This is a genomic window from Halobacillus sp. Marseille-Q1614 (genome assembly GCF_902809865.1).
In the GTDB taxonomy this organism is placed as follows: Bacteria; Bacillota; Bacilli; order Bacillales; family Halobacillaceae; genus Halobacillus_A.
The window spans coordinates 1,003,523-1,023,906 of record NZ_CADDWH010000001.1 but is presented as its reverse complement, the minus strand read 5'-3'; the positions used below and the strand labels follow the sequence as shown (position 1 = coordinate 1,023,906).

Below are 20,384 nucleotides of genomic sequence, written 5' to 3'. Positions count from 1 at the left end.
AGTCCCCCTCCTTCCAACTATCCATACCAAGTTAATAAGTGTTTTTCATCTCTTTTTTTCTTTTCAATATTTCCATAGCAATCTGTGCTGCTTTAACAGGATCGTTCTGTTGTTCTGCTAATTTCTGCTCCTCCAAAAGTCCTTTAATATCCGTCCGGTCTGTTCGTTCCGCCTTGATTCGATTCATGTAATCGTCGAGTTCCTGGTCCGTCACCTCTTCCCCGCTGGGTGACATGGCCAGCTGAACCGCTAGTTCCTTAATGGATGGATCGTCGAGGCGTTCAACAAACTGGCTTATATCAGATTCATGACCGTCTTCATAATATGCATACAAATGGGTAACAATAACCTGATGCTCAGAAATATTAAATGCTCCGCCTAGTTCTTCTTGAACTTTTTCAGCAATAACAGGGTTGTTCAGCATAATGGAAATCAGCTTTCTTTCTGCATTATGAAAGGCTGGCAGCAGTTTACTCTGTACAGAAGTGCGTGGTTTAGTATGCCTTTGTGGTTTTCCAGCTTGTGGTGGTCCGGCTGAAGAAGTTTTTCTTCGAACCTCCTCCACTTCTTCTTTCAACGTTTCCAAGGCCATTTCAAATTCATTGGCAATCTCTTTTAAATAGTGTTCTCTTTCAATCGCCCGGTCAAGACGGGCAACCTCCTGTACTACCTTTTCGATATAAGCGATGCGATCTCCTTCTAATTGAAGGTTATAATTTCTTTTCCAATAATTTATAATAAACGACGTATAAGGATCACTAGTTTCTAAAACTTCTTTTTTAAAGCGATCTCCGCCAAATTTCTTTATATAATCATCTGGATCCATTCCTTCAGGCAATCGGGCTATTTTCACAGGACAGCCTGTCTGCTTGAGAAGTTTTCCTGCCTTCACTGCAGCCTGCTGTCCGGCTTTGTCTCCGTCATAACAGACGATAACCTCATCTGCATAACGCTTCAAAAGCTGGGCCTGAGTTTGTGATACCGCTGTTCCCATCGTACCTACACTATTATGAATGCCTGCCTGGTCGGCTGATATCACATCAGCAAACCCTTCAAAAAGCACAACGGTCTTTGTCTTTCTGATTTCTGAACGGGCATAATCAAAATTGTAGAGTAGCCGGTTTTTCTGAAACAGATTTGTTTCCGGGCTGTTTAAATATTTTGGAGTTTGATCCCCCATTGCTCTACCGGCGAAGGCCACCGTCTTTCCCAGGTGGTTTCGCAAAGGAAACATAATCCTTGATCGAAAGCGGTCAAAATATTCCCCCTGATCATTAACGACCAGCAGTCCCGCTTTCACCATCGTCTGGGGGTGGAAGCCTTTCTTTTCTAAAAAGGTAACGACAAAATCCTGCGACGGCGGAGAAAATCCTAAAGAATGTTTCTCAATCATCTCGTCTGTAAACCCTCGATCATGAAGGTATTGAAGAGCATCCCTGCCTTCTTTCGAGTGCCGCAAAAGGTGATGATATAATTTTGTAAGCCACATGTGCGCGTCTAAAACGTTCTGAGCTTCCGGATCATGAGGCTTAGAAGGTTCCTCATCCACATCTTCCGGTAAAGAAATACCTGTTTTATCAGCGACTTTTTTTACGGCTTGAACGAAGGAGAATCCTTCAAGCTCCATAAGAAAGGAATAGACATTCCCTCCTTTTCCACAACCAAAACAATGGAAGATTTGTTTATCAGCGGATACGGAAAAGGACGGCGTGTTTTCGCCGTGAAAAGGGCAAAGGCCGAAATAATTTCTTCCCTGCCTTTTGAGTTGCACATATTCCCCGATCACATCGGCTATATCCACGGATTTTCTAATTTCATCAACAGTTTCTTCTGGGATACGTCCAGCCATAAACATCACCATACCAGTACTTAAATACTTACATCCCGTCCCTCTCGAGATGACTTTCTAAAATATCGGTTAAAGTTTGGGAAAATTGTTCTCGATCTTGTTTTGTAAAAGCTTTAGGCCCCTTCCATTTTTTCTTACGCTTTAAAGTTCGCTGCCGGAGGTGCTTCTGATTCATTATCTGAACCGCATCCCCTTCGTTAACTAGTTTACCTCGTGGGGTAAGGACATAAACCCTTTGAGGGGTAAGAAGAACACCGAGTGATAGATCTTGTGTAATCACTACATCATTTGGTTTTACGTGATTTAGAATATATAGATCGACACTTTGAGACCCATGGTCAAGGTAGATCCACTCTTCCCCTGATGGGTCTGCTTTATAGTGATTGATCGTAGCGATAAATTGAGGTGTGATTTGAAAGTTTTTGCATACATTAGTGATTTCTTTCTGAACCGGACAGCTGTCAGCATCTACCCATACATTAATCATAGTTTTCGGCATAATTCAGTAATTCTACAATAATCTTTAGATTCCTGCCCTTTTCTTAATGTTTAATTTTTCTGAAAAGTATCTCTGTCAACATATAATAAGATTATTTTTACACAAATAATCATTATAATACATAGATTTGCGAAAATCTATAGATAAATTGAACTTTTCCCCAATAAAAGTCGCGCTTTACATAATAAGCGCGACTTTTTATAGGGATTTATCTCGAATCTTGTCTCATAATGTTAACGATAATATTCGCTGTTTCTTCTACTGCTTTGTGAGAAACATCGATAACTTCACAGCCTATTCTATCGACAACGGAGTTGAAATGTCTAATTTCCTGCCTGATCCGGTCCATGTTTGCATAACTGGCTTCAGATCCTAACCCTAAAGATTTCAGCCTCTCTTTACGGATGTCATTCAGTTTCTGAGGACTGATTTTTAACCCAATACATTTCTTTGGATCAACGTTATACAATTCTTCCGGCGGTTCTACCTCCGGAACGATTGGTACATTCGCAACTTTTAGCCGTTTGTGGGCCAAATATTGAGATAATGGGGTCTTAGAGGTTCTTGAAACACCGATCAGAACAATATCAGCTTTTGGAATTCCTCTAGCATCTCTTCCATCATCATATTTCACAGCAAATTCAATTGCTTCTACCCGTTTGAAATAATCTTCATCCAGCTTATGAACAAGACCAGGCTCAAGCCGCGGCTCTGTTTTGAAGAAACGCTGCATCGCATCCATCATCGGCCCCATAATATCTACACATTCTAAGTTGTGTTCTTTGGACTTTGTCAGCAAGTGCTCGCGAAATTCCGGGTCTACCAGGGTAAACCCTATTAAAGCATTATGTTCTTTAGCCTGAGCGATTGCTTCGTTAATCGTTCCCTTATCTTCCACATATGGAATCCGCTGAACATCAAAAGGTCCGTCATCGAATTGGCTCAGCGCTGCCTTAACAACCAGCTCGGCTGTTTCCCCTACTGAATCTGATAATATATAGATGATTGGTTTTCCCACTAGTTCCCCTCTCCTTTGAAAGGATTCTTTTATAAGTGCTGGTCTGTTGCAAGTTCTACCAGCGCTTTTGTAATACTTGTTTTTGTTAAGCGTCCAACTACTTCATATCCGTTCTCAACCGGCTTTACAACAGGAAGGCCGTCGATTTGCTTTTCTATCAGCTTTTGAGCTGCATCAAGCAGCAAATCTTCTTTTTGACAAATAGAAATGTTAGGCATGCGTGTCATAATGATATGAACCGGAATGGACGATAAGTCCTGATTTCCTATACTTGCCCTCAATAAGTCTTTTCTCGATAAAACACCGACGAGCAGAGACTGCGTATTGATGACAAAAAGTGTACCAACATCTTCTAAAAACATTGTACAAATAGCATCGTAGGCCGAAACATCTTCTTCTACTACGACAGGAAGCGCCTGGTACTCGTGTACTTTAAATTTCTTCAGCTTCTCTGTTAAAAGCTCTGATCCAGTTTTTCCAGTAAAAAAGTAGCCGACCCGGGGACGGGCGTCTAAGAACCCAGCCATCGTAAGAATAGCAAGATCCGGTCTTAAGGTAGCCCGTGTCAAATTAAGCTGATCAGCTATACTTTCCCCTGTGATCGGACCATTATCTTTAACAATTTGAATTATTTGTTCTTGCCTGCTGGATAGTTCCATTCTTTCACCACCCTACTCATCAACTGTGACATACTATTCCTTTAATTATTATAGCCTATTTAAGTGAGATGGTAAAAGAACGAATATTAAAACTGCTGTTTCCATTGAATGCTTGTTAAGTCGGCAAATTCCAAGATTTCATTAGATAGCGTATTTAAAAGTGCCAGCCTGTTTAGTTTAACTTTTTCATTTTCGGCCATTACCATCGTTTGATCAAAGAAGGAGTGAATCGGCTGAGCCAGTTTGGCCAGTTCTTCCAGGGCCTGCGCAGGCTCCTCCTGCGCCAGTAATTGATTGTAAACTGGCTGAACCTCCTGGAAAGTGTCATACAATTTTTGCTCTGTTGTGTTTTCAAACAAATCTTTATCTACATGTGTGCTGTCCGCTTTTTTCGCTAGATTCAGAACTCTTCCCAGCGCTTCATGGACAGGCTTAAAAGATTCCTCGTTACGTTTATCCATTAACAGTTCCGCTTTCTCAAGCGTTACTCTATAGACGTGAATTCCTTTTGCCAGCACAGCTTCGACGATATCTGGCGCGATATTCTCATCTTTAAGTAAATAAGCAGCTCTTATGCGGAAGAAATCGTGAACTGATTCTGTCAGCTCTTGTTTTTCTGCTGTAGGAAGCTCCCATTCATAATAACGGTCAATCACAGCGTTTAACAGCTCTTCTACAGAAATAGACCATTCGAATTGTTTAAGGATCTGCAGAATGCCTAAAGACTGTCTTCTTAAACCGTATGGGTCCTGAGACCCTGTCGGAAGATTTCCAATCGCGATCGATCCAATAATAGTATCTAGTTTGTCCGCTACACTTACTACAGCTCCAATTGGAGTTTGAGGAAGCTGGCCATTGGCATGACGGGGCATATAGTGCTCACTTACGGCAACTGCCACTTCTTCATCTTCACCAAACAATCTAGCATACTTCTCTCCCATAATTCCCTGCAAGTCAGAGAATTCGTCTACCATGTGGGTAACAAGATCAAATTTGCAGATTTCAGCTGCTCGCACCGCCTGCTTTTGCTGTTTCTCACTTAATGAAAGCTGCTCACTAATATACTGAGTGATTGTTTTAACTCGTTCCACTTTATCTGCAAGTGTGCCCAGCTCAACCTGGTAAACCATTCGCTTTAACTTGGCAAGCTTCTCTTCAAGCGATCCTTTCTGGTCTTCCTGATAGAAGAATTGAGCATCGGAGAGTCTTGCCTTAAGCACTTTTTCGTTCCCTTTAGCAACTACATCAAGGTGACGATCGTCACCATTACGGACAGCGACAAAGTTAGGAAGCAGGTTTCCGTTTACAGACTGGACAGGGAAATAGCGCTGATGCTCTTTCATAGACATAACGAGCGCTTCTTCAGGAACGTTCAGAAATTCTTCACTGTAAGCTCCGCTGAAAACAGTTGGATATTCTACTAAGTGTGTGACTTCATTTAATAATTCAGGATCCTGTATAATGTTCCAGTCTTTTTCCTTCTCAAGTTCATTGATCTGGGCTGCGATGGCTGCTTTTCTTTTTTGAACGTCAGCTATCACGTATTGGCGGTTCAGCGTTTCTTCATATTGACTCGCATGCTCTATGGTTGTCTTTTCTCCTAAAAACCGGTGTCCGTAAGTAGTATTGTCTGTTTTTACTCCCTCTATTTCAAATGGAATGACTTCACTCTCAAACAGAGCAGCCATCCAGCGGATTGGACGGACGTAGCGCAGGTTCAAATCTGCCCAGCGCATATTTTTAGGGAAGTTAAGTCCAAGTAAGACCTCTTTAAAATCTTTTAAAAGCTCCTTCGTTGGCTGGCCTTCAACGAATTTTTTAATATGAGCGTATTCGACTCCTTTGATGTCTTTAAAAAAGATGTCCTCCACGTTTTGGCCCTGGCCTTTAGAGAAACCGATCGCTGCTTTGGACCAGTTGCCGTTATCATCGACAGCAATCTTTTTGGCCGGTCCTTTCGCTTCTTCTTCAATATCTGGCTGCTTATCTTCCACGCCTGTAATTTCTACTGCGAGGCGTCTCGGTGTAGCAAGTCCTTTAACCGATTGATACGGAATCCGCTGCACATCCAGCCATTTTTTTGTATTTTCCTCGAGCTGTTTTAAAGATTCATCAATAAATCTTGCCGGCATTTCCTCTAGACCCAGCTCAAATAGTACGTTATTACTCATGAGTGAACTCCCCCTTCTCAAGCATTGGAAATCCTAATCTTTCTCTCTCTTCTACGTAGGTTTTCGCGATAGATCGTGCCAGATTTCTCACTCTTGATATATAGCCTGTTCGTTCGGTTACAGAGATTACTCCCTTCGCATCTAACAGGTTAAAAGTGTGCGAGCATTTAAGCACATAATCATACGCAGGAAAGACGAGCCCTTTTTCCATGATGCGCTTAGCTTCTTTTTCATACGTAGAAAACAAATCAAACAGCATATCGTCATCAGATTCTTCAAATGTGTAAACAGAGTGCTCGTATTCCGGCTGTGTGAAAATGTCTCCAACCGTTACGCCGTTCGTCCACTCCAATTCAAAAACATTTTCTTTATCCTGAATATAGGATGCGAGACGCTCAATACCATACGTAATTTCAGCAGATACCGGGCGGGCTTCCAAGCCTCCGATTTGCTGGAAATAAGTAAACTGAGTAATCTCCATTCCATCGAGCCACACTTCCCATCCTAATCCGGCCGCTCCTAACGTAGGGTTTTCCCAGTTATCCTCTACAAAACGAATATCATGCTTTTCAGGGTCGATTCCGAGCGCCTTTAAAGAATCAAGATACAGCTCCTGTATATTGTCAGGAGATGGTTTCATAATGACCTGGAACTGGTGGTGCTGGTATAAACGGTTCGGGTTCTGCCCGTAACGCCCGTCGGCCGGACGTCTGGAAGGCTCCACGTATGCCACGTTCCACGGTTCTGGACCTAAACTTCTCAGCAGCGTCATAGGAGACATCGTGCCTGCTCCCTTTTCAACATCATAAGCCTGCATTAAGAGACAGCCTTGATTGGACCAGTGCTTTTGTAAAGTAAGTATCATATCTTGAATATTCATCTCTAAACCTCCTAATAGTGTAAGTAAACATAAAGAACCCCGTCTCTATGTCTCCTCGACATAGGGACGGGGTTACCGCGGTTCCACCCTATTTGCTTCCGCCAAAAAAACCGGAAGCCGCTTTACACGTACTTTGCTCCAGAACGCCTTCATCGATTGCGTGCTGCCCGAATCCCACCATCCCGGGCTCTCTAAAAACACACAGTGATCGATTACTACTTTCCTTCTTTGCAAACAAATATTTAGTAAATAGAATCATACTCCAGCGATACATCATTTGTCAATCGTTATCCTTAAACAGATCGATTTGTTTTAAGAATTTTTTAGATTTCAAATGATATCCGCCATACCGGTCATAATATTCATCTAAAATCTGTCGAAGTTTCTTTTTATTTTCCGCTTTCATCGATACCTGGCCCAGCCGCTTAACATCCATATGTAAAAATAGCCTCAGCAGTCTTGAAAGCGGGTCTGTTAAACCATAAGCCTGCGGGTCTCTCTGTTTACAGCGAAAACATAATAGTCCGCCCTCGACCACGGAAAAAGAAAATGGCCCCTCTTCCCGCCCACAATTTAAACAGGCATCAACTTTCGGAGCAAATCCGGCTTTGCGGTAAATTTTTAGTTCATACATCATCGCTAATATTTCGCTGTCTTTATCCTCCGCTATCCATTGAAGAGTCTTTAGAAATTGTTCAAATAAAAAAGGATCCGGCTGCTTCTCATCCACCAGTTTGTCGGTGAGTTCTGCCAAATAAGAAGCATAGGCTGCCTTCACGATATCTTCTCGAATAACCCGAAGGGAAGACAGCATTTCCCCTTGGCTTAATAAGCCTAAGCCGGAACCTATCTGAATTAGATATTGACCGTGAATAAAAGGCTGGGTGATAGAGGACATTCGGCTCTTCGGTTTTTTTGCCCCTCTGGCCATAACCCCTATTTTCCCTTTTTCTCTTGTAAATAAAGTGACAATTTTATGGGTTTCCCCGTAGTCCCTCGTTCTTAGGACAATGCCTTCTATTTTTTCTAACAAGGCGTTCACCTGCTTCTTAATTAACTCATCGTATCCGTTTCTTCTGTCGCAGATGTCGCAGGTTCCTCTAATTCGCTGCTTCCTTCCAATTCCTTCATTAGTAAATAGGTTTCAATGTTTCCTGTCTGTCTAAAAACGTTCCAAGTGACGTCTAGCACAAGAAACTCCCCTTTCTATGAACATAAAAGAATTTTAATTACGTTATTAGGTTGCTTCATCTACGACAAACGATGAGGCTTAATTTTTTCCAATATTAATATTCGTCTTCTCTGTAGCCGAAATCACTCAGCTGAATCTGTCGGTTCCGCCAGTCTTTCTGCACTTTCACCCAAAGTTCTAGATAGACTTTGCTGCCTAGCAATGTTTCAATATCTTTTCTCGCTCTCTGGCCTACTTCTTTAAGCATGCTGCCCTGCTTGCCGATGATAATTCCTTTTTGCGATTTTCTCTCTACAATGATTACCGCTTGTATAAACACGGCATTTGAATTCTCCCTCGGCTTCATCGTTTCAATGACAACGGCAATCGAATGAGGAATTTCTTCTCTAGTTAGATGAAGTACTTTTTCACGAATGAGTTCACTGACGATAAACCTCTCAGGGTGATCGGTAATCTGGTCCTCCGGATAAAATTGGGGACCTTCGGGAAGATGCCCCTTTAGTACGTTAAGCAAATGGTCAACATTGTTGCCCACAAGAGCGGAAATTGGGATAATTTCTTCAAAATCCAATTTCTCACGATACTGATCGATCAAAGGCAGCAGTTGATCCGGGTGTACTTTATCAATTTTATTAACGATTAAAAACACCGGCTGATCGACTTTCTGCAGCCGGTCAATGATAAACTGATCACCTCGCCCGTAACCTTCCTCGGCGTTAATCATAAACATAATTGCATCTACTTCATTCAATGTGTTTTCTGCAACGTTCACCATATAATCGCCTAATTTGTGCTTCGGCTTATGAATGCCCGGGGTATCAATAAATATGAGCTGAGCATCCTTATCGGTTAATACACCCTGAATCTTATTTCGCGTAGTCTGAGGCTTATCGCTCATGATTGCAATTTTTTCTCCGATCACCCGGTTCATAAATGTAGATTTCCCTACGTTGGGTCTCCCGATGATTGCTACGAATCCTGATTTAAAATTTTCCTCCATGTATTACTTCCTCCGTTATATCACTATAATAATTCCATTAATTTCGGTATGAAAATAAGGCACCCGATGATAACCGAGCCGAGCGCTGCGATCAATACAGCTCCAGCAGCTATATCCTTAATCTCTCCCACCAGCGGATGACGTTCAGGTGCCAGATAGTCCATTATCCGTTCAATGCTTGTATTAACCATCTCTAAAGCAAACACCAAGACGATAATTACTGTCAGCACTGTCCATTCGATGAGTGAAACCTTAAGAACAACCCCAAGCAAAACTGCCAGAACGGCTGCAAGAATATGGATTTTAAAGTTTCCTTCTTTTCTGTACACCTCTTTTAATCCGTTAAACGCATGGTTAAAACCTATCTTATACTTTCGTTTACGAGCGTTCAAGTCCGTACTCATTTAAGATTTCCTCTTGCTTAGCAAACATCTTATTTTCATCTTCTTTTTCGATATGATCATAACCAAGCAGGTGAAGAAATCCGTGCAGCGCTAGAAACGCATGCTCTCTTTCGAGGGAATGGCCATATTCCTCAGCCTGCTCTTTAGCCATATCAACTGAAATAACGATATCGCCAAGAAGTACGGGCAGGTTCTCATTCTGAGCCTGTACTTCAACTTCACCTTCGCCAAGCTCCTGCATCGCAAATGAGATTACGTCAGTTGGCTGATCCTTCTGGCGATAATTGCGGTTAATTTCCTGGATTTCTTTATTGTCTACAAACGTTACCGAGAGTTCCGCTTCGCCCGGGACTTCTTCTTTCTTAGCGGCATACTGGATAACACGTTCAATTAAATCTACATAAGCTTCATCTACTGAATTTGTTTCGTCGTGAAAATCGATGTGGATCATTTTAATTGGCCTCCTTCACGGTTGTTTTTTGGTCTGGATATTGGATTCTTGAATGAAAGATCCCTTGTAGTGTTTCACAAATTGCATTTTCTACTTTTTTTAATTCGTTAAATGTGATCCGGCAGTCATCAAACTGTCCGTCGAGCATGCGGCTTTCTATGATCAAATGAACGATCCCTCTTATCTTATCCTGAGTCGGCTCACTCAGCGACCGGACGGCAGCTTCCACTGAATCACATACGCATACAATTGCCGCTTCTTTCGTCTGTGGTTTAGGCCCTGGATATCTAAACACTTCTTCACTGACGTTTCTGTCGATTTCTTTCGCCTTTACATAAAAGTATTTCAATAAAGTAGTCCCGTGATGCTGCATCGCAATATCGATTATTTCATCCGGGAACTTTTCTTCTTTAAGCATACGCGCCCCGTCATAAGGGTGACTAATAATGATGGACGCACTCTGCTTCGGATCGATAAAGTCGTGCGGATTCTTAAGGCCCATTTGATTTTCGATAAAATAGTTGGGCCGCAGTGTTTTTCCGAGATCATGGTAATAAGCAGCGACTCTTGCCAGCAGTCCTCTTGCTCCTATCGACTCACATGCTGCTTCACTCAAGTTAGCGACCATCACACTATGATGGTAAGTGCCGGGTGCCTCAGTGAGAATTTTGCGCAGCAGAGGGTGATTGGGATTAGAAAGATTGAGCAGCTTATTATCTGATAGTATACCAAACGATGACTCCGATAACCGGCAGCAGCCCAAACGTTAAAATAATGGACAGCAGGGCACTTATTACACTATACCCGGCAAAGACAGCTAAATCCAGCCAGCCGTATTTCTCAAAGGACAGGAATAAAATGAAGCTCAGTGTCATAAGATTCACTAAACCGATGCCTGTCCCTACTTTAACAATAAACAGCCGGTCGCTCGTATTTTTCAAAAAGAATATACCCGCTAATTGAGAAAATAATAAATATATGCCTGCATGGGCATTTAAATCTCCAGGCACTTGCCCGTTAAAGAGCATCATCGCAACCAGCGAGAGGACAATGCTTAACAGAATAGCGAACCTTTCAGTGCTTAAAATTTTTATCAGCATCGCCCCTAAGGCCGCTGGCAGCACATAAAACATAGGATCGTGGGCGGAGGAAAACAAGCTGATCACTTTCATGAGCACCATCATAATGATTGATACGACTACGGCTAGCGAAAGGTGTCTATAGCAGATCAGCTCCTCTTTAATCATATGGTAAAAATGATACATCAATAACAGAGCAACGATTAAAGAAAAGATCGCCAAACCGATAGATGGCATATAATTGGCGTCTTCATTTAATATACCAGCGATTTCTAATTCCTCATAAATTTCGCTTGTGATCGTTTCTCCTTCTGAAACGATCACTTCTCCGGCCTGAATCATTTCCGGCTGAATAAGAGAAGCCGCCTCTTTACGTACTTCACTTGTAGCTTCAGCATCAAACATCGTATTTTCCACAAGGGCGAATTCAGCTAATTCAAAAACTTCCTCTTTCAAACGATCTGGAACGTCTGAATATTGGATTTCCAGCTGCAGTGTTCCCTCAACATCTTCAATTTCAGTCTTTCTTACACCTTTTTCAAAATGAGAGTTTAATGAAGTGAGTAATAGCTGTTCGATCGATTCTAATTCGGATTGGGACGCTGAAAAAAGTGGCCGAAAAATCTCAGTGGGGAGCTCTGTAGTAATGGGTTCAGATAAAAGTGATGTCAATTGGTTTAATTTTTTTTCCGTTGATGTCTCTTCTGAAGCGGATTGCTTCACTTCATGCACAGCTGCAAAAATTTCTTCCATATACCCGATTCTCTCTTCTGCAACCGGCAGGGAAATTTGATAGCGGTCCTCAACAGATTGTGCAGCTTCCCGTATTCGCTGCTCTGTCTTCAGTTTGTTCTCAATCGTTATAGGGGAGCGGATAGTTTCCTCAGCTTCACTGAACTTTTCAAGACTGTAAGTTTTAATATGTACGTTAGAAATGCTGAGTAAAAAAAAGACGAGTGCTATGAGCAGTGCTGGAATACTGATTTTCCAAATACTCTTCTGGTGCTTAGAAGACCGCCGTATCCAGTGCCAAAATCTTTTTCCCACACCCTTCACCCTCCTCCCCATAGAGATCTTAAAATATTAAGAAAGGCCCTTTATACGGGCCTTAAGATGGATCCTTCTCATAAGCATCAATCACTCGCTGAACCAGTGGGTGACGTACGACGTCTGTCTGATCTAGATGAATAAAGGAAGCTCCTTTAACATTACCCAGTTTCTGCTCGGCTACTTTCAAGCCTGAAGTCATTCCTTTTGGCAAATCGACCTGGGTGATATCCCCGGTTATAATCATTTTCGAGCCGAATCCGAGACGAGTCAAGAACATTTTCATTTGTTCAGGTGTCGTGTTCTGGGCTTCGTCTAATATAGCAAATGCATCATCCAATGTTCTTCCCCGCATATAAGCAAGCGGTGCGATTTCAATGGTTCCTCTGTCGATAAGGCGGGCCGTATGTTCAGCTCCGAAAACATCGTGCAGCGAGTCGTACAGCGGACGAAGATAAGGGTCTACCTTTTCTTTAAGATCACCTGGTAAAAACCCTAGACTTTCTCCAGCCTCAACAGCAGGGCGGGTTAGAATAATTCTTTTGACTTCACCATTTTTCAGGGCGTTCACCGCCATAACTACAGCGAGGTAAGTTTTGCCTGTTCCGGCTGGACCGATTCCAAAAACAAGATCGTGGTTTTTAATAGCAGATACATAACTTCTCTGCCCTAATGTCTTTACACGTACCGATTTCCCCTTGGCGTTGCGGGTAATCTCATCTTCAAACAAAGCTTCAAATTGATTAATTTTCCCTTTTTTCGCAAGTTCAACGGCATATACTATATCGCGTTCTGTGATCGTTAAGCCTTTTCTGATAATGGCCAGCACAGCTAATAAAACCTCTTCGACGAGCTTCACGTGTTCGGCTTCTCCCGAGACGCTGACACGCTCCCCGCGGGATATGATAGTTACCTTCAGCTGCTCTTCCAATTGTTTTAAATGGCGGTCTTCTGTGCCAAATAAAGAAAGGGCTTCGGATGGATTATTTAGTTGGATATCAATGGTTTTAAGTTCTCCTTGCATACTCAGTCTCCTTGGGAAACATACTTTGTTTCAGCTATATTTTCATTTACTTTAAATAATAGGATTAATTTTACTTTACCACGGTCCTTACGCTGGTGCAAAATTTTTCCCTCTGTTATTTCTGCCTCCTCCCCAAGCTGATTGAGGAGTGATTTTTCAGCACTTTTCTGAGCTTTTGTAACGGCTTGATTCTTGCTTAAGTTCTGGGTCATATGCTCGTTTGTATAAATAGTAGTCTCTTGAAGTTGAAAAGGGAGTCTCCAGCTTAATATGTGGAAATTTCGATCAAACGATTCTTGTCTCTCTTCTCCGCTTTCTTTTCTCCAGAAGCCCCATACAGGAATCGTCACCTTACCGATCTTTAAAGAATAGGAGTTAACGGAATCACCATCGGTTAAATAAATATTCTGCTTCTCGGGAATTTCAACTTCTGCTCTGTACCATGTTTCAGCCATTACCTTTCCTTCTGACTGAATGAATTCTCCGCTTTCCTCTTTAAGTTCCCCGGTAGCGAGAAGAGTTCCTTTTTTCACAACATCATTAACTTCTGCTAACGGGCGTCCTTTGGAAATAAACATACTGGTAATCATCCCTTTTTTGGATGCGACAATATTAGATGGCTTAGGCTGTTCAGTCTCATCATAATTTGTCTCCATAACCCCATACAGCTGATAGCTTGTTCCTTGTTTTTTCACACCGATCCACAGCAAATCACTGACATCTTCCAGCAATAGCCGCTGTACTTCCCGGGGCTTTTTCATGGAAAAAGTGAACTTTCCCGGCTTAATCCCGTATGATTTCAGCTGGGTCTGGACCTCGGCTTCCACCTCGGGGGTTACTCCGTCTATTTTAATCGACCAGAGGGTATTTGCCATTAAGATAACGACAAGAAAGCTGCACAGAACAGCCGCCCACAAAGCGGTATGCCTTTTCATGCGCTGAAGAAAGAAAGGCAGTCCTGACGTGGATTTGACTTTAATCCTGCATCTGAACCTTTTTCTCAGCCGGCGGAAGGTTGTCCAATCTTCAAGCCGGATGGTCATTTGCACCTCATTCTCGTTCAAGTATTTAACATTTGATATTTGACTGCCTTTTTGGACACAGGTTCTTATAAAGGGTTCAATATATTCTCCCGACACTTCTATCGTTATTAGACCATGCAGAAACTGAAGCTGATTTTTAGCCATCGTTGCCCCCCCTAGCCCTTATCTTTTAAAAACTGGATTTCCTGCAGTTCTCCTTCTAAAAGCAGCTCTTCTTTAAGCATCATTTTGATGCGCAGTTCTTTGCCTTTTATGGAAATGACACCCCTGCTGTATTTCAAACGGATTTCTGTATCAGAAAAGTGCAGCAACCCTGTACAGTTCTCTATGTAAGCATGAATCGACCCGATGGTTGTAATCCTGGGAAGATCCAGCATGACATCAGCTGGCAGGTCAAAATATTGACTCACCCAGTTCTTAAATTGACTTTGCCATTTTGACATCCGGCTCCCCCCTTATTCTATACATACGAAAAACGCCCGAATTGTATCACTACAATCCGGGCGTTTTATTATCTTTTTCTAGGATGGGAGCTGTGGGGCTTATAAGCACGAGGCTGGCCGAGTATTTCAGCCATAATAATCCCGTTGGCTAGTTTACTGCGGTCCCACTTTTTCGAATAATTAATTTGAACTTTATCTTTTTTAGAATCTTCCTGAACTAAAACTTCTAGCGTATTACCCTGGTTCATTCGGTCACTGTACCGGGAAGTCCCGTAATTGTTCTTTTCAACATTGGTTTCTGCATGAGAGTCTGAGTCTAATTTCTTTCGCTGCTCATAATATTCCTGCACCCTGTCTTTTGTTTCTTCCATTTCTGCAGAAGCTTGCTTCATAGTAGGTCTTCCCACTGGCTTGCTGCCTGCTGGACGTGATCTCTGAGGTCTGTTCTGTTTTCGTTCTTCCTCCTTGGCTGAATTGGAGAACCAGCTGATCAGTCCGCCAATGACCGCGGCCACAATTAGAAAATTACTAAAGATTAACTCGAGCAGATCATTCATAGAAATTCTCCTTTATCTCTTCAGGAAAATTATTGATCATCCTGGTCTTTATCCGACATGTCGCCAAGTGTATTTCTCATATCGGTGTCAGCATTAATGTTCTGATAGTTCATATAGTCCATTACACCCATTTTCCCTGAACGAAGTGCTGCAGCAAGAGCTTGTGGTACTTCAGCTTCTGCTTCCACTACTTTAGCCTGCATCTCTTGTACACGGGCGCGCATTTCTTGTTCCTGGGCGATCGCCATTGCGCGGCGTTCTTCTGCTTTCGCCTGAGCGATATTCTTATCGGCTTCTGCCTGGTCAGTCTGAAGAATCGCTCCGATGTTTTTGCCGATGTCGATATCCGCAATATCAATGGACAGGATTTCAAAAGCTGTTCCGGCATCCAGCCCTTTTTCCAGTACGTTTTGAGAAATCCTATCAGGATTCTCTAACACTTTATTGTGATTAGTACTTGAACCAATCGTAGAAACGATTCCTTCACCAACACGGGCAATAACTGTTTCTTCTCCCGCACCCCCGACCAGTCGGTCAATATTGGCACGTACGGTAATTCTGGCTTTGGCTTTTACTTCAATACCATCAATCGCGACACCGGCTATGAATGGTGTTTCAATCACTTTAGGGTTGACGCTCATCTGTACCGCTTCTAACACGTCTCTTCCCGCCAGATCAATCGCGGCACAACGTTCAAAGCTTAATTCAATATTGGCACGCTGGGCAGCAATAAGTGCGTTAACCACTCTGTCTACATTACCACCTGCAAGGTAGTGGCTTTCCAGCTGGTTCGTATCTACATTCACACCGGCTTTGTGTGCTTTAATTAAAGGGTTGATCACACGGGAAGGAATTACCCTTCTTAATCTCATCCCAATTAGAGTAAGTATGCTTATTTTTACCCCGGCTGCTAATGCGCTGATCCATAACATTACCGGAATAAAGGTAAATAATACAGCTACCGCGATGATAATTATCCCAATTATAATAATGGGCATAAGTTCTTGAATCGTCATGCTTTCTCCTCCTCATTCTTAATAGCGCGTACCACAATTCGAGAACCTTCCGTCCTCACAATTTTGACCCGCTGATTTGCTTTTACAAAGTTTCCCTCCGTAACGACATCCAGCCGTTCATCATCAAACAGAGCGGTACCGGACGGACGCAATGGAGTAAGGGCTGTCCCTTCTAATCCAATGAGCTCCAGGCGAGTAACAGAACTTACATACCCACGCTCTGTCGATGTTGTATCATTTAAAATGATACGTTTAAATAATCCCCGGTTCCCAAACCCAATATACCGAAACAGGATAATAGAGACGGCAATCGTTGCTATCATGGCAATCCCTAAACTCAACGCCATCTGTCCCATATCTGCTGATGAAAGCATTAAGGAAGCAACTACGGCCACAATTCCAATAATACCGAGGATCCCACTGGCCACAAAGAATTCGGTGACAATAAGCCCAATTCCTATTATGAGCAATATAATGGATTCATAACCGGCAAGGCCAGCTACGATATGCCCATAGAAAAACAGGACCAGCGCCAGTACGCCCATAATCCCCGGAATACCAAAACCTGGGGAATATAATTCAACGACCAGGCCAATGCTGGCAACAGATAAAAGAATGGGAATCACTACAGGGTCTGTAAGAAATCGGGCAAAGTTCTCGGCAGGCGTAGGACTGGTTTCAACGATAGTAGCCTCAGAGAGACCAAGCTCGCTTAACAATTCAACTCTATACCGGACAATTCCTTCCGCATATCCCACTTCCACAGCATCTGTAGGACCTAAAGTCAAAAATTCGCCTTCTGGCGCCCCATACTCCGGCAGATCGACCGAGCTGTCAGCCATAGCCCTGGCGTACAAAGGATCCCTGTTGTTAGATTCAGCAGCAGCTACCATTGAAGAAATCCAGGCAGACTGGGCTTTTTTATCTGCGGCTGTACCATCAGAGTTGATCACCCCTGAGGCTCCCATTGTTGCTTGCTGCTTCATATAAATCTGATCCGCATTCAGCGCAATATAAGAACCGGCTGAGTAAGCCTGGCTTGTGACGAAAGCAGTATTAGGAATTTCTAAATCCTGAAACAGTTCTCCAATGGCGCCGGCTGCATCGACCCGGCCGCCGGGCGTGTCGATTTCAAAGATTATATGGTCGGCTCCTGCATCGACCGCTTCGCTCGTCGTCCTTTCTAAAAAGGCCGTCATGCCTCGCTCTACTGTATTCTCAACAGGAATAACGTAGACCTGCTTACCTTCTCCATCAGCGCTAACAGTGCCGATCATATGGTACAGGGACAGCCCTGATGCAATGACCACCAGCAAAGTGCATATTGCGAGGCGTATCTTCTTCACTTTCTCCCCTCCCATCTGTGACTTTCGCTGAACATCTTATATACGGTTTTATTATGTACTAAGTTTCATAAATCTAAAAAAAGTCTCTCTTTTAAAAAGAGAGACTTTTTCTCACTTATGATAACTTCTTAAGTACGAGCTGATTCACCTTAGATCCTTCTGTTTTACCTTTTACTTTCGGCATAACAGCACTCATGACTTTACCCATGTCGGCTTTAGATGAAGCTCCTACCTCTTGAATGGTTTCCTGAACAATCTGCTCAAGTTCTGAGTCGGACAGCTGTTTCGGCATATATACTTGTAAAATCTTAATTTCTTCATCAAGTTCTTCTACAAGATCTCCGCGTCCAGCTTCTTTAAACTCGTGGAGGGAATCTTTTCTCTGTTTTACTTCGCGAGATAAAACAGTAAGTTCTTCTTCTTCAGATAGTTCATTTTTACCTAGTTTGATCGCTTCATTTTGAAGTGAAGCTTTGACCATGCGAATTGTGGAAAGAGTTTTTTTGTCTCTAGCCTTCATCGCTGTTTTCATATCTTGATTAAGGCGTTCTGTAATCGTCATTGAATGACACCTCTTTTATCACTACTTGCGCTTTCTAGCGGCCTCAGATTTTTTCTTACGGCGAACGCTAGGCTTATCGTAATATTCACGCTTACGATATTCAGCTAATGCACCGCTTTTCGATACATCGCGCTTGAAGCGACGAAGAGCATCTTCAAGTGACTCGTTTTTACGCACGCGAGTTGTTTTTGACATGCTATTTCCCTCCCTCCGAAGCAAAAAAAAACTGTTTCTAAAAGTATGGAGATCTCCCATACCTTCGACAATTATATTATATCAATAGAGCACGGTCAACTTTTTTCGAAGGAGATGGGCTCGCAAATTAGAATTTGTATGAAAAAAATGAAAAAAAAGCCCATTTGCCTTATGACAAATGGACCAGTTGAAATTAATAATCAGAGGAGCCTTGCTCTCCGCTGATAATAGCGATTCCGGCACTCGCGCCAATTCTTGTCGCTCCTGCTTCAATAACGGCCTTAGCACCTTCGAGGTCTCTTACTCCACCGGAAGCTTTGACGCCTAAGTCAGGGCCTACTGTCTTACGCATAAGGCTTATATCTTCGACTGTCGCTCCGCCGCCGGAGAAGCCTGTAGATGTTTTTACAAAATCAGCGCCGCCTTCTTTAGTCAGCTGGGATGCTGTGATTTTTTCGTCTTCTGTTAACAGAGAGGTTTCGATGATTACTTTGACTAACGCTTTTCCTGCTGCCGCCTGAACGACTGCTTCAATATCTTTTAAGACAAAGTCTTTATTGCCGGATTTCAGTTCTCCAACATTAATGACCATATCTACTTCTGTGGCTCCGTTTTCAATCGCCTGCTTTGTTTCAAAAACTTTTGTTTCTGTTGTGGTCGCTCCAAGAGGGAAACCGATAACTGTACATACTTTTACATCTGTACCTTTCAGCAGCTCTTTGCAATAGCTGACCCAATGCGGGTTTACACATACCGACATAAACTGATGTTCTTTGGCTTCTGCACAGATCTGTTCAATTTTGTCTTTTGTAGTATCAGGTTTTAACTGTGTATGATCAATCATTTTCGCTAAATTTTGTTCCATTTGAATACTTCCCTTCATCAGTTGTTCGTACATCTATTGTATCATAGCACGGAACTGTGCAAAAAGCGAGCATGTAAGGGCTGTCATTGGTATGATGAAGAACTCTATGACATTTAATAGAAGGCGTTGTTAAACGACATGGATGATATTGGATAAAAAAGCAAGGAGTTCTGTGAGAGCCCTGGGGAAAAACGGACAATACGAGAATCCGAAGTCTGGTTTTCTCGGGAGGCTCGGATTAGCCCTGGAAAGCGAGCGAGTCTCCTTTTCAAAAGGTCAAAAGAAAAAAAACCACTTCAGACTTGGCGCCTGAGTGGTTACCTTCGTTCTTCCATTTCATAGGAAACGGCAGACAGGAAATAAAGGGGGGCCGTTTCCATCCGCAGAATTCTTCGTCCTAACCGGACAGGGTTAAACCCCTCAGATTTAAGGGTTTCCGCTTCCTTTTCAGAGAATCCGCCTTCTGGCCCAAAAGCAATAATGACAGAGCTGCCTTCTGATATCCCTTCCAGCTGGCCCTTAAGCGTATGATGAGTACCTTTTCGGGCTTCCTCCTCAAAGGCAAACAGCTTCGTATTAAACGAAGAGGCATATTCCAAAACGTCCGACAGTGCCATAAGGGGGTGGACTTCCGGAATTTTCGTGCGTTCAGACTGTTCACTGGCTTCTTTTGCTATTTTAGCTAACCGTCGAATTTTCTTCATGGCTTTCTTGCCATCCCATTTAGCTACTGAGCGGTCAGCCTGGAAAGGAACGAAGGAATCGGCCCCAAGCTCTGTTCCTTTTTGAACCACCTGCTCAAGCTTGTCCCCTTTACCAAGGCTTTGGACAATCGAAACGGCCACCGGCAGCTCAATGTCTTCCTTTAACCATTCGAGAACAGAACATACGACCTTTTCTTTATCTAGGACCTCTTCAATCTTACATTTCGCTGCCCCTTTTTCAGGATGAATACAAATTAAGAAGTCGTCTACCTTCATTCTCATTACGTTCGTTATATGATGAAAATCTTCCCCTTCGATATAAACCAAGGATTCATCCCAATGATCTTCTTTTACGAAATATCTCTGCATAGTCCGTCACC

The 20,384-nt window shown here is 42.8% G+C and carries 24 protein-coding genes; all 24 read right to left on the bottom strand.

Translation table 11 applies throughout. From position 1 onward, the window contains the following. Window positions 1–31: 31 nt before the first annotated feature. The 24 genes from dnaG to HUS26_RS04930 all read right to left on the bottom strand — a co-directional run bounded on the left by dnaG (window position 32) and on the right by HUS26_RS04930 (window position 20,373). Window positions 32–1,849 (bottom strand): DNA primase, encoded by a 1,818-nt coding sequence (gene dnaG, locus HUS26_RS05040; RefSeq protein ID WP_173916116.1) that lies wholly within the window; start codon window positions 1,847–1,849, stop codon window positions 32–34. Window positions 1,850–1,877: 28 nt separating this feature from the next. Next, the gene (locus HUS26_RS05035) at window positions 1,878–2,348 is read right to left on the bottom strand and encodes a DUF188 domain-containing protein (RefSeq protein ID WP_173916115.1); all 471 of its coding nucleotides are present in this window, start codon (window positions 2,346–2,348) and stop codon (window positions 1,878–1,880) included. 208 nt (window positions 2,349–2,556) lie between these two features. Then, window positions 2,557–3,366, bottom strand: a complete 810-nt coding sequence (locus HUS26_RS05030; protein WP_173916114.1) for a pyruvate, water dikinase regulatory protein — start codon at window positions 3,364–3,366, stop codon at window positions 2,557–2,559. Between the two features lie 29 nt (window positions 3,367–3,395). Beyond that, window positions 3,396–4,025 carry a helix-turn-helix transcriptional regulator gene (locus HUS26_RS05025; RefSeq protein WP_173916113.1) on the bottom strand — a complete coding sequence of 210 codons (630 nt, stop codon included), beginning with the start codon at window positions 4,023–4,025 and terminating at the stop codon, window positions 3,396–3,398. An 86-nt stretch (window positions 4,026–4,111) separates the two neighbouring features. Beyond that, the gene (gene glyS / locus HUS26_RS05020; RefSeq protein WP_173916112.1) at window positions 4,112–6,196 is read right to left on the bottom strand and encodes a glycine--tRNA ligase subunit beta; all 2,085 of its coding nucleotides are present in this window, start codon (window positions 6,194–6,196) and stop codon (window positions 4,112–4,114) included. Further along, a complete protein-coding gene (glyQ, locus tag HUS26_RS05015; protein ID WP_173916111.1) occupies window positions 6,189–7,076 on the bottom strand; it encodes a glycine--tRNA ligase subunit alpha in 888 nt (295 codons plus the stop codon). Before glyQ ends, glyS begins: the two co-directional genes overlap by 8 nt. Window positions 7,077–7,164: 88 nt before the next feature. Then, entirely contained in the window at window positions 7,165–7,353 is a 189-nt protein-coding gene (locus tag HUS26_RS05010) for a hypothetical protein (protein WP_173916110.1), read from the bottom strand. Between the two features lie 3 nt (window positions 7,354–7,356). Then, on the bottom strand, window positions 7,357–8,109 hold the full coding sequence (recO, locus tag HUS26_RS05005) for a DNA repair protein RecO (RefSeq protein ID WP_173916109.1): 753 nt from the start codon (window positions 8,107–8,109) through the stop codon (window positions 7,357–7,359). A gap of 20 nt (window positions 8,110–8,129) precedes the next feature. After that, a complete protein-coding gene (locus HUS26_RS05000; RefSeq protein ID WP_173916108.1) occupies window positions 8,130–8,267 on the bottom strand; it encodes a YqzL family protein in 138 nt (45 codons plus the stop codon). A gap of 95 nt (window positions 8,268–8,362) precedes the next feature. Continuing rightward, a complete protein-coding gene (gene era, locus HUS26_RS04995; RefSeq protein WP_173916107.1) occupies window positions 8,363–9,268 on the bottom strand; it encodes a GTPase Era in 906 nt (301 codons plus the stop codon). A gap of 23 nt (window positions 9,269–9,291) precedes the next feature. Further along, window positions 9,292–9,672, bottom strand: coding sequence for a diacylglycerol kinase family protein (locus HUS26_RS04990; protein WP_173916106.1), 381 nt, complete (start codon window positions 9,670–9,672; stop codon window positions 9,292–9,294). After that, complete coding sequence (ybeY, locus tag HUS26_RS04985; protein ID WP_173918744.1) at window positions 9,647–10,120, bottom strand: rRNA maturation RNase YbeY; 474 nt, start codon at window positions 10,118–10,120, stop codon at window positions 9,647–9,649. Before ybeY ends, HUS26_RS04990 begins: the two co-directional genes overlap by 26 nt. Window positions 10,121–10,124: 4 nt before the next feature. Continuing rightward, window positions 10,125–10,739 carry an HDIG domain-containing metalloprotein gene (locus HUS26_RS19980; RefSeq protein WP_254434142.1) on the bottom strand — a complete coding sequence of 205 codons (615 nt, stop codon included), beginning with the start codon at window positions 10,737–10,739 and terminating at the stop codon, window positions 10,125–10,127. Between the two features lie 97 nt (window positions 10,740–10,836). Beyond that, entirely contained in the window at window positions 10,837–12,249 is a 1,413-nt protein-coding gene (locus HUS26_RS04980; RefSeq protein ID WP_254434141.1) for a hypothetical protein, read from the bottom strand. Between the two features lie 61 nt (window positions 12,250–12,310). Next, window positions 12,311–13,273 (bottom strand): PhoH family protein, encoded by a 963-nt coding sequence (locus HUS26_RS04975; RefSeq protein ID WP_173916105.1) that lies wholly within the window; start codon window positions 13,271–13,273, stop codon window positions 12,311–12,313. Window positions 13,274–13,275: 2 nt separating this feature from the next. Then, window positions 13,276–14,460: a sporulation protein YqfD gene (gene yqfD, locus HUS26_RS04970; protein WP_173916104.1), complete on the bottom strand. Its 1,185-nt coding sequence runs from the start codon at window positions 14,458–14,460 to the stop codon at window positions 13,276–13,278. Window positions 14,461–14,471: 11 nt separating this feature from the next. Next, window positions 14,472–14,759, bottom strand: a complete 288-nt coding sequence (gene yqfC, locus HUS26_RS04965) for a sporulation protein YqfC (protein WP_173916103.1) — start codon at window positions 14,757–14,759, stop codon at window positions 14,472–14,474. Between the two features lie 68 nt (window positions 14,760–14,827). Beyond that, complete coding sequence (locus HUS26_RS04960; RefSeq protein WP_173916102.1) at window positions 14,828–15,316, bottom strand: hypothetical protein; 489 nt, start codon at window positions 15,314–15,316, stop codon at window positions 14,828–14,830. Between the two features lie 29 nt (window positions 15,317–15,345). Beyond that, entirely contained in the window at window positions 15,346–16,332 is a 987-nt protein-coding gene (gene floA / locus HUS26_RS04955; RefSeq protein ID WP_173916101.1) for a flotillin-like protein FloA, read from the bottom strand. Then, entirely contained in the window at window positions 16,329–17,678 is a 1,350-nt protein-coding gene (locus tag HUS26_RS04950; RefSeq protein WP_371809551.1) for a nodulation protein NfeD, read from the bottom strand. The genes floA and HUS26_RS04950 overlap by 4 nt, the downstream gene beginning before the upstream one ends. Before the next feature lie 115 nt (window positions 17,679–17,793). Continuing rightward, window positions 17,794–18,240 carry a GatB/YqeY domain-containing protein gene (locus tag HUS26_RS04945; RefSeq protein WP_173916099.1) on the bottom strand — a complete coding sequence of 149 codons (447 nt, stop codon included), beginning with the start codon at window positions 18,238–18,240 and terminating at the stop codon, window positions 17,794–17,796. A 21-nt stretch (window positions 18,241–18,261) separates the two neighbouring features. Beyond that, window positions 18,262–18,435 (bottom strand): 30S ribosomal protein S21, encoded by a 174-nt coding sequence (gene rpsU, locus HUS26_RS04940; protein ID WP_082233792.1) that lies wholly within the window; start codon window positions 18,433–18,435, stop codon window positions 18,262–18,264. Between the two features lie 193 nt (window positions 18,436–18,628). Next, on the bottom strand, window positions 18,629–19,300 hold the full coding sequence (gene deoC / locus HUS26_RS04935; RefSeq protein WP_173916098.1) for a deoxyribose-phosphate aldolase: 672 nt from the start codon (window positions 19,298–19,300) through the stop codon (window positions 18,629–18,631). 317 nt (window positions 19,301–19,617) lie between these two features. Then, window positions 19,618–20,373: a 16S rRNA (uracil(1498)-N(3))-methyltransferase gene (locus HUS26_RS04930; RefSeq protein ID WP_173916097.1), complete on the bottom strand. Its 756-nt coding sequence runs from the start codon at window positions 20,371–20,373 to the stop codon at window positions 19,618–19,620. Window positions 20,374–20,384: the final 11 nt, after the last annotated feature.

Excerpts from the sequence above, each read along its gene's own strand:
- dnaG (WP_173916116.1), bottom strand. The coding sequence starts at position 1,849 with ATGGCTGGACGTATCCCAGAAGAAACTGTTGATGAAATTAGAAAATCC.
- HUS26_RS05035 (WP_173916115.1), bottom strand. The coding sequence starts at position 2,348 with ATGCCGAAAACTATGATTAATGTATGGGTAGATGCTGACAGCTGTCCG.
- HUS26_RS05025 (WP_173916113.1), bottom strand. The coding sequence starts at position 4,025 with ATGGAACTATCCAGCAGGCAAGAACAAATAATTCAAATTGTTAAAGAT.
- glyS (WP_173916112.1), bottom strand. The coding sequence starts at position 6,196 with ATGAGTAATAACGTACTATTTGAGCTGGGTCTAGAGGAAATGCCGGCA.
- glyQ (WP_173916111.1), bottom strand. The coding sequence starts at position 7,076 with ATGAATATTCAAGATATGATACTTACTTTACAAAAGCACTGGTCCAAT.
- HUS26_RS05010 (WP_173916110.1), bottom strand. The coding sequence starts at position 7,353 with ATGATGTATCGCTGGAGTATGATTCTATTTACTAAATATTTGTTTGCA.
- era (WP_173916107.1), bottom strand. The coding sequence starts at position 9,268 with ATGGAGGAAAATTTTAAATCAGGATTCGTAGCAATCATCGGGAGACCC.
- HUS26_RS04990 (WP_173916106.1), bottom strand. The coding sequence starts at position 9,672 with ATGAGTACGGACTTGAACGCTCGTAAACGAAAGTATAAGATAGGTTTT.
- HUS26_RS04975 (WP_173916105.1), bottom strand. The coding sequence starts at position 13,273 with ATGCAAGGAGAACTTAAAACCATTGATATCCAACTAAATAATCCATCC.
- yqfD (WP_173916104.1), bottom strand. The coding sequence starts at position 14,460 with ATGGCTAAAAATCAGCTTCAGTTTCTGCATGGTCTAATAACGATAGAA.
- yqfC (WP_173916103.1), bottom strand. The coding sequence starts at position 14,759 with ATGTCAAAATGGCAAAGTCAATTTAAGAACTGGGTGAGTCAATATTTT.
- HUS26_RS04960 (WP_173916102.1), bottom strand. The coding sequence starts at position 15,316 with ATGAATGATCTGCTCGAGTTAATCTTTAGTAATTTTCTAATTGTGGCC.
- floA (WP_173916101.1), bottom strand. The coding sequence starts at position 16,332 with ATGACGATTCAAGAACTTATGCCCATTATTATAATTGGGATAATTATC.
- HUS26_RS04945 (WP_173916099.1), bottom strand. The coding sequence starts at position 18,240 with ATGACGATTACAGAACGCCTTAATCAAGATATGAAAACAGCGATGAAG.
- rpsU (WP_082233792.1), bottom strand. The coding sequence starts at position 18,435 with ATGTCAAAAACAACTCGCGTGCGTAAAAACGAGTCACTTGAAGATGCT.
- deoC (WP_173916098.1), bottom strand. The coding sequence starts at position 19,300 with ATGGAACAAAATTTAGCGAAAATGATTGATCATACACAGTTAAAACCT.
- HUS26_RS04930 (WP_173916097.1), bottom strand. The coding sequence starts at position 20,373 with ATGCAGAGATATTTCGTAAAAGAAGATCATTGGGATGAATCCTTGGTT.